Origin of the sequence: Dietzia cercidiphylli (assembly GCF_014145145.1) — a bacterium.
GTDB lineage: Bacteria > Actinomycetota > Actinomycetes > Mycobacteriales > Mycobacteriaceae > Dietzia > Dietzia natronolimnaea.
The window spans coordinates 1-12,499 of record NZ_JAALEA010000003.1 but is presented as its reverse complement, the minus strand read 5'-3'; the positions used below and the strand labels follow the sequence as shown (position 1 = coordinate 12,499).

At 70.8% G+C, this 12,499-nt stretch carries 11 protein-coding genes and 1 pseudogene; 11 read left to right on the top strand and 1 reads right to left on the bottom strand.

What is annotated here, in order from left to right:
* The first annotated feature begins 1 nt into the window (after window position 1).
* The 11 genes from G6028_RS00220 to G6028_RS00170 all read left to right on the top strand — a co-directional run bounded on the left by G6028_RS00220 (window position 2) and on the right by G6028_RS00170 (window position 12,168).
* The gene (locus G6028_RS00220; RefSeq protein ID WP_182657620.1) at window positions 2-613 is read left to right on the top strand and encodes a TIGR02234 family membrane protein; all 612 of its coding nucleotides are present in this window, start codon (window positions 2-4) and stop codon (window positions 611-613) included.
* 99 nt (window positions 614-712) lie between these two features.
* Window positions 713-1,525 carry an indole-3-glycerol phosphate synthase TrpC gene (gene trpC, locus G6028_RS00215; RefSeq protein ID WP_179525147.1) on the top strand — a complete coding sequence of 271 codons (813 nt, stop codon included), beginning with the start codon at window positions 713-715 and terminating at the stop codon, window positions 1,523-1,525.
* A 67-nt stretch (window positions 1,526-1,592) separates the two neighbouring features.
* Window positions 1,593-2,888, top strand: coding sequence for a tryptophan synthase subunit beta (trpB, locus tag G6028_RS00210; RefSeq protein ID WP_182657622.1), 1,296 nt, complete (start codon window positions 1,593-1,595; stop codon window positions 2,886-2,888).
* A complete protein-coding gene (gene trpA, locus G6028_RS00205; protein ID WP_182640933.1) occupies window positions 2,885-3,676 on the top strand; it encodes a tryptophan synthase subunit alpha in 792 nt (263 codons plus the stop codon). Before trpB ends, trpA begins: the two co-directional genes overlap by 4 nt.
* A complete protein-coding gene (gene lgt, locus G6028_RS00200) occupies window positions 3,673-4,566 on the top strand; it encodes a prolipoprotein diacylglyceryl transferase (protein WP_182657618.1) in 894 nt (297 codons plus the stop codon). Before trpA ends, lgt begins: the two co-directional genes overlap by 4 nt.
* Before the next feature lie 46 nt (window positions 4,567-4,612).
* Entirely contained in the window at window positions 4,613-6,031 is a 1,419-nt protein-coding gene (gene pyk / locus G6028_RS00195; RefSeq protein WP_182657616.1) for a pyruvate kinase, read from the top strand.
* A gap of 177 nt (window positions 6,032-6,208) precedes the next feature.
* Window positions 6,209-6,931, top strand: coding sequence for a M23 family metallopeptidase (locus G6028_RS00190; protein ID WP_182657613.1), 723 nt, complete (start codon window positions 6,209-6,211; stop codon window positions 6,929-6,931).
* 183 nt (window positions 6,932-7,114) lie between these two features.
* Window positions 7,115-8,200, top strand: coding sequence for an S-(hydroxymethyl)mycothiol dehydrogenase (locus G6028_RS00185; protein WP_182657611.1), 1,086 nt, complete (start codon window positions 7,115-7,117; stop codon window positions 8,198-8,200).
* Window positions 8,197-8,856, top strand: a complete 660-nt coding sequence (locus tag G6028_RS00180; RefSeq protein ID WP_182610100.1) for an MBL fold metallo-hydrolase — start codon at window positions 8,197-8,199, stop codon at window positions 8,854-8,856. Before G6028_RS00185 ends, G6028_RS00180 begins: the two co-directional genes overlap by 4 nt.
* 17 nt (window positions 8,857-8,873) lie before the next feature.
* On the top strand, window positions 8,874-11,642 hold the full coding sequence (locus G6028_RS00175) for a cation-translocating P-type ATPase (RefSeq protein ID WP_182657609.1): 2,769 nt from the start codon (window positions 8,874-8,876) through the stop codon (window positions 11,640-11,642).
* Window positions 11,643-11,718: 76 nt separating this feature from the next.
* On the top strand, window positions 11,719-12,168 hold the full coding sequence (locus G6028_RS00170) for an SRPBCC family protein (protein ID WP_182652917.1): 450 nt from the start codon (window positions 11,719-11,721) through the stop codon (window positions 12,166-12,168).
* 114 nt (window positions 12,169-12,282) lie between these two features.
* Here the strand turns inward: G6028_RS00170 and G6028_RS00165 are convergent.
* Window positions 12,283-12,499 (bottom strand): annotated as a pseudogene (locus tag G6028_RS00165) (MFS transporter); the annotation flags it as partial.

Below are 12,499 nucleotides of genomic sequence, written 5' to 3'. Positions count from 1 at the left end.
CGTGCTGTTGCTCCTCGGCGCCGTCTTGTTGTGGATCGCCTCCCGGATGGTGTGGGTGGACGTGGTCGCGTTCAACGACCAGTCGGGTGAGGCCCGGCGCAGCCTGACGGGTGCGCAGTGGCAGCCGGCGCTCGTCCCGTTGGCGGTGGGTGCTCTCGCCGCGGTGGCCGCGGTGGCGCTGGTCCGGGGGACGGGGGCCCGGGTGGTCGGGGCCGTCATCGCCCTCCTGGGCCTGGCCACCGGCGCGCTGCTGTTCTCGACCGTCGGCGGAGTGGACCAGGACCGGGTCCACTCCACGGTGACGGGTGAGGAGGAGCTCGGCCGCACCAACGCGGGCCCGGGGACGGCCGGTGCGCAGGCGGTGCCGGAGTGGTCGGAGATCACGGAGATCTCGACCCGGTCGGCCGGTCCGGTTCTCACCGGAGCAGGAGCGCTGGCCCTCGTCGCCGCGGGAGCCGTCCCCATGATCTGGCCGACCCGGAGGGTTCAGCGGGATGATCGCTATGTGACGCCCGGGGCGCGCCGCGGTGACCCGGAGGCCGGCGAGGACACCGGGGACACCGGTCGTGACCTGTGGCAGGAACTCGACGACGGGCGCGATCCCACGGGCTGAGCATCCCCGACCGGGTCCCGATTCTCGGAACCCCGCCTGCTGCCTCTATTGTTGATCTCGATCACACTTCCTGCCCGAACACTGCAGAGGGAGGTCACGGTGGGTACCGTGCTCGACTCGATTATCGACGGGGTCCGCGAGGACGTCGCGGCCCGCGAGGCTGTCATCGACCTCACTGCGGTCAAGAAGGCGGCCCGGTCGGCGCCGGAACCGCGTGACGCGCTCAAGGCGCTCCGGGGTGCCGGGGTCGGCGTCATCGCCGAGGTCAAGCGCGCCAGTCCCTCGAAGGGGCCGCTCGCCGAGATCCCCGACCCCGCCGTGCTGGCCCGGATGTACGAGGAGGGCGGGGCCCGCGTCATCTCCTGCCTCACCGAGGAACGCCGGTTCAACGGCAGCCTGGCGGACCTGGACGCCGTCCGCCGCGCCGTCGACATCCCGGTCCTCCGCAAGGATTTCGTGGTGGGCCCGTACCAGATCCACGAGGCCCGGGCGCACGGCGCGGACCTCGTGCTGCTCATCGTGGCCGCTCTGGAGCAGGACGCGCTGGTGTCCCTGCTGGACCGGACGGAGTCGCTCGGGATGACGGCACTGGTGGAGGTGCACACGGAGGAGGAGGCGGACCGCGCCCTCGAGGCCGGCGCCACCGTCATCGGTGTCAACGCCCGGAACCTCAAGACCCTCGAGGTCGACCGCGACGTGTTCTCCCGCATCGCTCCCGGCCTGCCGTCCGGGGTGGTCAAGATCGCCGAGTCGGGCGTCCGTGACGCGTCCGATCTCCTGGCGTACGCCAGCGTGGGCGCGGACGCGGTGCTGGTCGGCGAGGGGCTGGTGACGAAGGGCGACCCGCGCGCGGCGTGCAACGCCCTGGCCACGGCGGGTTCCCACCCGTCCTGCCCGCAGGGACCCCGCTAGGCCCCCGTCGCCCGCTTCCGGCAGACTGGGAGCCGTGAATTCTAACGAGCTGACACCGCTGCCCTCGATGGGAGACGTGCTCCGGACGACGACCGGACACGAGCCCGACCAGCGAGGCCACTGGGGCGCCTTCGGCGGGCGCTACGTCCCGGAGGCGCTCATGGCGGTCGTCGACGAGGTTGCCGACGCCTACGCCAAGGCCCGCGCGGACGACGCCTATCTGAACGAGCTCGACCGTCTCCAGCGCGACTACTCGGGTCGGCCGTCGCCGCTGTACGAGGCGGGGCGTTTCGGGGCCGAGATCGGCGCCCGTGTCTTCCTCAAGCGCGAGGACCTCAACCACACCGGATCGCACAAGATCAACAACGTCCTCGGCCAGGTGCTCCTCGCGCACCGCATGGGTAAGAAGCGGGTCATCGCCGAGACCGGGGCCGGCCAGCACGGCGTCGCCTCCGCCACGGCCTGCGCCCTGCTCGGGCTGGAGTGCAAGATCTACATGGGTGCGGTGGACGTCCGTCGTCAGGCGCTCAACGTCGCGCGGATGCGTCTGCTCGGCGCGGAGGTCGAGGCCGTGGAGGTCGGTTCCGCGACCCTCAAGGACGCGATCAACGAGGCGATGCGGGACTGGGTCTCCCGGGCGGACGACACCTACTACGCGTTCGGCACCGCCGCCGGCCCGCACCCGTTCCCCGCGATGGTCCGCGACTTCCAGCGGGTCGTGGGCACCGAGGCGCGCGCCCAGATCCTGGAGCGGATCGGGCGCCTGCCCGATGCCGCCGTGGCGTGCGTGGGCGGTGGGTCCAACGCGATCGGGTTGTTCCACCCGTTCATCGACGACTCCTCGGTCCGCCTGGTGGGCTGCGAGGCGGGCGGCGACGGCGTGGCGTCCGGTCGCACCGCCGCGACCGTGAACGCCGGGAGGCCGGGCGTCTTCCAGGGCTCGTACGCGCACCTCATGCAGGACGAGGACGGCCAGACCATCGAGTCGCACTCCATCTCGGCGGGACTGGACTACCCGGGCGTCGGGCCCGAGCACTCCTACCTGTCCGACATCGGTCGCGCCGAGTACCGGCCGGTGACCGACACCCAGGCGATGGACGCGTTCGCCCAGCTGTGCCGCACCGAGGGGATCATCCCCGCCATCGAGTCCGCCCACGCGATCGCCGGAGCCGCCCAGCTCGCCGCCGAGGGCGTAGACCTGATCCTGGTCAACGTCTCGGGTCGGGGCGACAAGGACGTCGACACCGCCGCCCGGTGGTTCGGCCTGTTGGGCGGGGGGACCCCACCCGAGGCCGGGGTGGACTCGAGCCGGGGTGCCGACGACGGCGAGGGCGAGTACGCGGACGGGGGAGTCGAGGGATGAGCGTTCTCAGCGAGGTCTTCGAGCGGTGCCGTGCCGAGAACCGGGCCGCTCTCATCGGCTACTACCCGGCGGGGTACCCCACGGTCGAGGGGTCGATCGAGGCCGTGCGGACGATGGTCGCCCACGGGTGCGACGTCATCGAGGTGGGGATCCCGTACTCGGATCCCATGATGGACGGTCCCACCATCCAGGCGGCCGCGGACGTGGCGCTGGAGGCCGGCTTCCGGATCCGGGACACCTTCGCCGTGATCCGGGCGGTGGCCGAGGCCGGCGCGGTTCCGGTCGTCATGAGCTACTGGAACCCGATCCTCCAGTACGGCGTCGACCGGTTCGCGGAGGACCTCGCGGCCGCCGGGGGGACCGGGGTCATCACACCGGACCTCATCCCGGACGAGGCGGGGGACTGGATCGCCGCCACGGACGCACACGGGATCGACCGGGTGTTCCTGGTCGCGCCGTCGTCGACGCCCGAACGGCTGGCCATGACGCTGTCCCACACGAGCGGGTTCGTCTACATCCAGGCGGTCATGGGGGTGACCGGAGCGAGGGACGTGGTGTCCGACGCCCCTCGCACCCTCACCGCACGGGTCCGCGAGCATTCGGACCTGGCGTGCGGCGTCGGACTCGGGGTGCGCAACGGTGACCAGGCCGCGGAGATCGCCTCCTATGCGGACGGCGTGATCGTGGGGTCCGCCCTCATCACCGCGGCCACCGAGGGGGGCGAGGCCCTCGCCCGGCTGACGGCCGAGCTCGCGGCGGGCGTGCGTCGGCCGGGGGCCGGCTCGTGATCCCGAGCCCGCCCCAGGGGGTCTGGGAGCTCGGGCCGTTCCCGCTGCGCGCCTACGCGCTGTGGATCATCCTCGGCATCGTCGTGGCCATCTGGTGGGGCGAGAGGCGATGGGTCGCCCGCGGCGGGCGCGCGGGGGTCGTGCTCGACACCGCACTGTGGGCCGTCCCATTCGGGCTCGTGGGTGGTCGCCTCTACCACGTGGCCACCGACTGGTACCGCTACTTCGGGGAGGGCAGGAATCCGGTCGACGCCCTGAAGATCTGGGACGGCGGTCTGGGGATCTGGGGCGCCGTCGCGCTGGGCGCGGTCGGCGCCTACATCGGGCTGCGCCAGCAGGGCATCCGGGCGATCGGTGCGTTCGGCGACGCGGTCGCTCCGGGGATCGTCCTGGCACAGGGGATCGGGCGTCTGGGGAACTACTTCAACCAGGAGCTCTACGGTCGCGAGACCGACGTGCCCTGGGCACTGGAGATCTACCAGCGCTACGACGAGAGCTACGGATACTCCGAGACCATCGGTCGCTCCACCGGGCAGGTGCTCGCGACCGTCCACCCCACGTTCCTCTACGAATTGCTGTGGAACGTCCTGGTGGCCGTGGCGCTGGTGGTGATCGATCGCAGGTTCCGACTCGGACACGGTCGGCTCTTCGCCCTCTACGTGGCCCTGTACTGCTTCGGTCGGTTCTGGGTGGAGTTGCTCCGGGCGGATGCGGCGACCGAGGTCCTCGGGATGCGCATCAACACACTCGTCTCTGTCGTCGTCATGGTGGCCGCACTGGTCTACGTGTGGCGGGCACGCCGGGGCCGCGAGGACCCGTCGGAACTTCGTGCCCCCGAGGACCTGACCGGCGGGTCCCCGGAGGACGCACCCCCGTTGGCCGGTCGTTGACGTCGCGTTAACCGGTCATCCCGGTGAGGGGACTAGATTGGTACGGGTGAACCGTCGTACCAAGATCGTCTGCACCCTGGGTCCCGCCGTCGCGTCGGAGGCCGGCATCCGTGAACTCGTCGATGCCGGGATGAACGTCGCCCGGCTCAACTTCAGTCACGGCGACCATGCCGACCACGAGGCCAACTACCGCTGGGTCCGCAAGGCCTCCGACGAGTCGGGGCACGCCGTCGGTGTGCTCGCGGACCTCCAGGGCCCCAAGATCCGGCTCGGCCGCTTCATCGAGGGTCGCCACGAATGGGCGGAGGGCGACATGGTCGCCATCACCGTCGCGGACGTGGAGGGCACCAAGGACCGGGTCTCGACGACCTACAAGGGGCTGGCCACCGACGCCCGACCCGGCGACCGGCTGCTCGTGGATGACGGCAACATCGGCCTGACGGTGCAGCGGGTCGAGGGCGAAGACGTCCACTGCGTCGTCACCGAGGGGGGCACGGTCTCCAACAACAAGGGCGTGTCCCTCCCGGGGATGAACGTCTCGGTTCCGGCGCTGAGCGAGAAGGACATCGCGGACCTGCGCTTCGCCCTCGCGTTGGGCGTCGACTTCATCGCCCTGTCCTTCGTCCGGTCTCCGGCGGATGTCGACCTGGTGCACGAGATCATGGACGAGGTCGGCGTGCACGTCCCGGTGATCGCCAAGCTCGAGAAGCCCGAGGCGGTCAAGAACCTCGAGTCCATCGTCCTGGCCTTCGACGCGATCATGGTGGCCCGCGGCGACCTGGGCGTGGAGCTTCCCCTGCAGGACGTTCCGCTGGTCCAGAAGCGGGCGATCCAGATCGCGCGGGAGAACGCCAAGCCGGTCATCGTGGCCACACAGATGCTCGAGTCCATGATCGCCAACTCCCGGCCCACCCGCGCGGAGGCGTCCGACGTCGCCAACGCCGTGCTCGACGGGGCCGACGCCGTGATGCTCTCGGGCGAGACCTCCGTGGGCAAGTACCCCATCGACGCGGTGCGGACCATGTCGTCCATCGCCCTCGCGGTCGAGGCCGACTCCACCGCCGCGCCGGACCTCGTCCACATCCCGAGGACCAAGCGCGGGGTCATCTCCTACTCGGCCCGCGAGATCGGGGAGCGGCTGGGCGCCAAGGCGCTCGTCGCGGTGACCTCGACCGGTGACACCGTCCGCCGGCTCGCGCGCCTGCACAGTCATCTGCCCCTCATCGCCATCACCGGCGATCCGCGCATCCGGAGCCAGTTGGCTCTCACGTGGGGTACCGAGACCTTCCTGACCGACCGGGTCCACGAGACGGCGGAGCTCGTCAAGGTGACCGACGAACTGTTGCTCCCACTCGAGGGGTACAACGAGGACGATCTCATCGTGATCGTCGCGGGCAACGTGCCGGGAGTCGAGGGGTCGACCAACTTCATCCTCGTTCACAGGATGGGCGAGGCGGATCACTGATCACCTTCGGGTAACAACTCGGTAGCGCCGGTGAGCACCTGCTCACCGGCGCTTTCGTATCTATTCGTGCTTTTGACGTGACAGAGCCGAGATACATCTGTTACCTTTTTGGAGGCCACCGGGGAAGCCGGTCGGCCCGCCGCTTCGCCAACGCACCGAACTCCGAGGTTTCCCCTGATGTCCGACGCCACTCGAATCCACTTCACCGAGCTCGCCGATCGACTCGGTGTGGCCGGCTCCGGCGCGACCGCCGGCCGCCACCGTGCCGCCCGCTCCGCGAGCGGGATGGGCCGCATCGTCGCCGGCGCCGTGGCCGGTGCCGCTCTCACCGGTGGCGTCGCGATGGCCGCAGCCCCCGCCGCGTCCGCCCAGTCCTCCGACATCGACGTCAACCAGCTCGGCCAGATGGCCCAGGAGTTCGCGCAGGGCATCGGCCTGAACGAGGCGCAGCTGCGGGAGTACGCCATCGATCCCGCGATGTTCGGTTCGCTCGGCCTGCCCGCCGCCGCCGTCGGCGGTGCCCACGCCCCGACCTACGGCCCCATCACCTCGGGCTTCGGTCCTCGCTGGGGGACCTTCCACAACGGCACCGACTTCGGGGCGCCGATCGGTACGCCGATGTTCGCCGCCAAGTCCGGCACGGTCGTCGCCGCCGGCCCGGCCTCGGGTTACGGGCTGTGGATCCGCATCCAGACCGACGACGGGTACCTGCTCGAGTACGGCCACAACGACCAGAACTACGTCTCGGTGGGCCAGCGCGTCCACGCCGGTCAGGTCATCGGCACCGTGGGCAACCGCGGGTACTCGACCGGACCGCACCTGCACTTCGGCGTGCGTAACCCCGCCGGCCAGTGGATCGACCCCGTGCCGTGGCTGCGTGCCAACGGCGTCGCCGTCTGATCGGACCCCTCGAGCAGTCTGCTCGACCCGCCGGAGCCCCGGACACCACGTGTGTCCGGGGCTCCGGCCGTTCCGCGTGCAGACAGATGGCGGATTCTGCATGTGTGGCAGTGTGGGAGGGGTCCGGGCCGGGCCGCGCATGATCCGGTCCCGAGCCGAACCGACCTCGAGGAGAATCAGGGAATGTCACAGACCGTCAGGGGCGTCATCGCCCGTACCAAGGGTGCGGAGGTCGAGCTCGTCGACGTCGTCGTCCCCGATCCGGGACCGAACGACGTCGTCGTCCGCGTGCAGGCGTGCGGCGTCTGCCACACCGACCTGGCCTACCGCGATGGCGGCATCAACGACGAGTACCCCTTCCTCCTCGGTCACGAGGCCGCGGGGATCGTGGAGAGCGTGGGCGACCGCGTGACCCACGTGGCCGAGGGCGACTTCGTGGTGTTGAACTGGCGCGCGGTCTGCGGCGAGTGCCGGGCCTGTAAGCGCGGCCAGCAGCAGTACTGCTTCGCCACCCACAACGCCTCGCAGAAGATGACCCTCACCGACGGCACGGAGCTCAGCCCGGCGCTCGGTATCGGTGCGTTCATCGACAAGACCCTCGTCCACGAGGGGCAGTGCACCAAGGTGGACCCGGCGGCCGACCCGGCCGTCGCGGGACTCCTGGGCTGCGGCGTGATGGCCGGCCTCGGTGCCGCGGTCAACACGGGCAACGTCACGCGCGGCCAGTCCGTCGCCGTGATCGGGTGCGGCGGCGTCGGCATCGCCGCGGTCGTGGGTGCCCGTCTGGCGGGCGCCTCGACCATCGTCGCCGTGGACCTCGACGACACCAAGCTCGAGTGGGCCCGCGAGTTCGGGGCCACCGACGTGGTCAACTCCTCCGGCACGGACCCCGTGGCCGCCATCCAGGAGCTCACGGGCGGCTTCGGCGCCGACGTCGTGATCGATGCGGTCGGCCGCCCCGAGACCTACGAGCAGGCCTTCTATGCCCGTGACCTCGCGGGCACCGTGGTCCTGGTGGGCGTGCCCACGCCCGAGATGCGGCTCGAGATGCCGCTTCTCGACTTCTTCGGCCGCGGGGGTTCGCTCAAGTCCTCCTGGTACGGCGACTGCCTCCCCGAGCGCGACTTCCCGATGCTGGTCGACCTGCATCTGCAGGGGCGGTTGCCGCTGGAGAAGTTCGTCAGCGAACGCATCGGCCTGGACGCGGTCGAGGCCGCGTTCGGCGCCATGAAGTCCGGTTCCGTCCTCCGATCGGTGGTGACCCTGTGAGCGAGACGTACACGAGTGCCGGCAATGCCGGTGGACTGCGTATCGAGAAGGTCGTGACGAGCGGCGTCTTCGCCCTCGACGGCGGCGAGTGGGAGGTGGACAACAACATCTGGATCCTCGGTGACGACTCCGAGGTGTACGTCATCGACGCCGCCCACACCGCCCAGCCGATCATCGACGCGGTGGCCGGGCGCACGGTCAAGGGCATCCTGTGCTCGCACGCCCACAACGACCACATCACCGTCGCCCCGGAGCTCGCCCGCGAGCTCGACACCCGGGTCTTCGTCCACCCCGGCGACCAGATGCTGTGGGAGGAGACCCACCCGACGGTCGCCCACGAGGACCTCGAGGACGGGCAGGTCTTCCAGATCGCCGGGACCGGGTTCACGGTCATGAACACCCCCGGCCACTCGCCGGGCTCGTGTGTCTTCCACGTCCCCGAGGCGGGCGTCCTGTTCTCCGGCGACACCCTGTTCTCCGGAGGGCCCGGTGCCACGGGACGGTCGTACTCCGATTTCCCGACCATCATCACCTCGATCCGCGACCGGATCCTCACCCTGCCCGCCGAGACCCTGGTCCACACCGGCCACGGTGACGGCACGAAGGTGGGCGAGGAGTCCCCACATCTGGAGGAGTGGATCGCCCGGGGCAGCTGACCGGGCACGATGGGGGGATGACGACGACGGACCGCGCCCCGGAGACGGACCGGCGCACCCCCTGGCACACACTGTCCACCGCAGAGGTGGTCTCCCGCCTCGGCGCGGGGTCGAACGGCCTGACCCGCGCCGAGGCGTCGCGTCGTCTCGCCGAGCACGGTCCCAACACCCTGCCGGTGGCGGCCGGGGTGCCGGCCTGGAGACGGGTCCTGCGGCTGCTCCGCGACCCCATGATCATGGTTCTCGCGGTGGCCGCCGTGGTGAGCGCCGTGATCTCGCGCGAGTGGGAGACCCCGGTCGTCATCCTCCTGGTGGTGGTGCTCAACACCGTGCTGAACTACGTGCAGGAGACGCGGGCCGAGGAGAGCCTGGCCGCGTTGCGCGACATGGCGGTGCCGCACAGCCGGGTGGTGCGGGACGGCGCCGAGGTGGAGGTGGACAGCGCGGATCTCGTCCCGGGGGACGTCGTGGTGGTGGAATCCGGCGACAGGGTCCCCGCTGACGGTCGCGTTCTCGAGGCGTCCCGGTTCCAGGTGGCGGAGTCGGCCCTGACCGGCGAGTCGGTCCCCGTGGACAAGACGGCGGGAGCGGTGGCCGCCGCGGACGCGCCGCTCGGTGACCGCACCGGCATGGTGTTCATGAACACCGAGGTCACCCGCGGTCGGGCGCGCGTGGTGGTCACGGGGACCGGTGAGCGCACGGAGATGGGGGCGATCGCCGAGCTGCTCGGCGGGGCGGGCGGTGAGCAGACGCCGCTCCAACGGCGGATCGGGGTCCTGGCACGGGTCCTCACCGTGATCGCGCTGGTCGTGGTGACGCTGGTGATGGGGATCGGACTGGTGCGCGGGCAGTCCTGGGAGGACATGCTCCTCAGCGCGGTCTCGCTCGCCGTGGCCACCATCCCGGAGGGCCTCACCGCCGTGGTGGCGTTCACCCTCGCGATGGGCGCCGCGAGGCTCGCCCGTGAGGGGGCGATCATCAAGAACCTCGCGGCGGTGGAGACCCTCGGGTCGACCAGCCACATCGCCACGGACAAGACCGGGACCCTCACCCTCAACGAGATGACCGTGACGCGGATCGTCGCGGGCGGTTCCGCCTACACCGTCACCGGGACCGGATACGAGGCGACCGGCACGGTCCTGTCGTCCGATCCGGATGCCGTTCCGGACCTCCGGAGGGCGGCGGTCGCCATGACGCTGTGCAACGACGCGATCGTGACCGACGGCGAACTCGTCGGCGACCCCACCGAGGGCGCTCTCCTCGTGGCCGCCACCAAGTGCGGGCTCGACGTGGAGGGACTGCGTGCCGCACGGCCGCGGGTGGCCCAGGTGCCCTTCGACTCCGACCACAGGTTCATGGCCACCGTCAACCGCTCACCGGGCGGGGAGCTCGCGCTCAGCGCCAAGGGCGCGACCGGTGCGCTGCTGCCCCGGTCGACCCACGTGTGGAACGGCACGGACGCCGTGGAGCTCACCGACGAGCTGCACGAGGCGATCCGTCTCGCGACCGAAGAGCTCGCGGAGCGGGGCCTGCGGACCCTGCTCGTGGCGGGGCGCCCGTTCGAGTCGGCACCAGGCGAGGACGGATCCGGCGAGACCGGAGTAGATGAGAGCGTGCTCCTCGACGAGGTGCGGGGGCTGACCGTGTTCGCGGTGGTCGGCATCGTCGACCCGCCCCGGTCCGAGGCCGCCGAGGCCATCCGGGTGGCGCGCGCGGCCGGGATCTCCGTCCACATGATCACCGGAGACCACCTCGTCACGGCCTCGTCGATCGCCCGCGACCTGGGGATCGAGGGGGAGTCGGTGCGAGGGGTCGATCTCGACGGGATCGACGACGACGAGCTGTCCGAGCGGGCTCCCGGAATGGGAGTCCTCGCCCGGGTGTCCCCCGAGCACAAGATCCGGATGGTCCGGGCCCTGCAGTCCGGCGGGGACGTGGTGGCCATGACCGGGGACGGCGTCAACGACGCACCCGCGCTGAGTCAGGCCGACATCGGGATCGCGATGGGGATCACCGGCACCGACGTGTCCAAGGGTGCGGCCGACATGGTGCTCACGGACGACAACTTCGCGACCATCGTCTCGGCCGTCGAGCAGGGCCGCGGAATCTACGACAACATCGTGAAGTTCGTGAAGTTCCAGCTCACCACCGCGTGGGCGTTCGTTCTGGTGTTCCTCGCCAGCGGGCTGTTCGGGTTGGCGGCCGTGCCGTTCACCGCCCTGCAGGTCCTGCTGGTCAACATCGTCATGGACGGCCCGCCCGCCATGGCGCTGGGTGTGGAGCCCGTGGAGAAGAACGCGATGCGGCGGCCGCCCCGACCCGCGGACGAGCAGATCCTCACCCCGTCACGACTGGTGCGGATCCTGTGGCTGGGCGTGGTCATGGCCACCGGGACACTGCTGGTCCTCGCGTTCGCGGAGACGCTGTTCCCCGAGCGCGCGGGCGTGCCGTTGTTCGCCACCACCCTCGCCTACGCCGCCTTCGTGTTCTTCCAGGTGTTCAACCTGATGAACGTCCGCTCCACGGACGGTTCGGTGTTCTCCCGGGACATGGCGCACAACGCCCCGATCTGGGTGGCACTGGCGGCGGTCCCGCTGCTGTTGGTGGCCGTGGTCCAGGTGCCCTTCCTCCAGGGGATCTTCGACACCACCCCGTTGCACGCGGACGAGTGGTTGTTGGCGGTCGCGGTGGGCTCGTCGATCCTCTGGCTCGAGGAGCTCCGGAAGATCGGGGCGAGGTGGCGTGCTCGGCGGCAGGAGGGATCGGGCACGATGGTGGTGGTCTGACGCGCCCCTGTCGAGGGCGCCGCCACCGGCGATTCCGGCGGGCGCGACGTGGTCAGGCAGAGGAGGAGTCACGATCATGGGCAGGGTCACCGCCAGCAACACCATCGTCATCGAGGCGCCCGTCGCGACCGTGACGGCCGCGATCGCGGACTACGCCCAGGTCCGTCCCCGGATCCAGCCCGAGCAGTTCACCGCGTACAGGTTGATCGAGGGCGGCCAGGGGCACGGCACCGTGGCGGCGTGGAACCTCCAGGCCACCAAGAAGCGCAGCCGGGACGTCAAGGCCACGGTGACCGTGGACGAGGCCGCGGCGCACTGGTCGCTGGTGGAGAAGGACGCCAATTCGTCCATGGCCACCACCTACACGGTCCGCGAGGCCACCGGCGGTGCGCTGGTGGAGATGACCACGTCGTGGGACGGGGCCGGGGGAGTGGGCGGGTTCTTCGAGCGGACCTTCGCCCCGGCCGGGCTCAAGCGGATCCAGCACCAGTTGCTCTCGAACCTCAAGGCCGACGTCGAGGGGTAGGCCCCGAGCGTGGAGCCGAGGGGTAGGCCCCGGGCGTGGAGCCGAGGGATAGGTCCCGAACCAGGCGCCGGGGGGTAGGCCCCGGGCTTGGAGCCGCGGGGTAGGCCCCGGTGCTTAGCGGTCCGGGTTGTCAGGGGCCTCCCTCGTCGTCATCGTGTCCGATTCCCCGGGCTCGGCGGTGGCGGTCGTGGTGACGTCCACGCGCTCGGGTGTATCCCCTCCGGTAGCCACCTCGGCCGCCGCGAGGTCGGTTCCCGACGGGGCCGCCGCCGCGGTGGCTTCGCGGGCGGCCTCGGCCTGGGCCGAGCCGGTCCGGAGCACGATCGGTGGC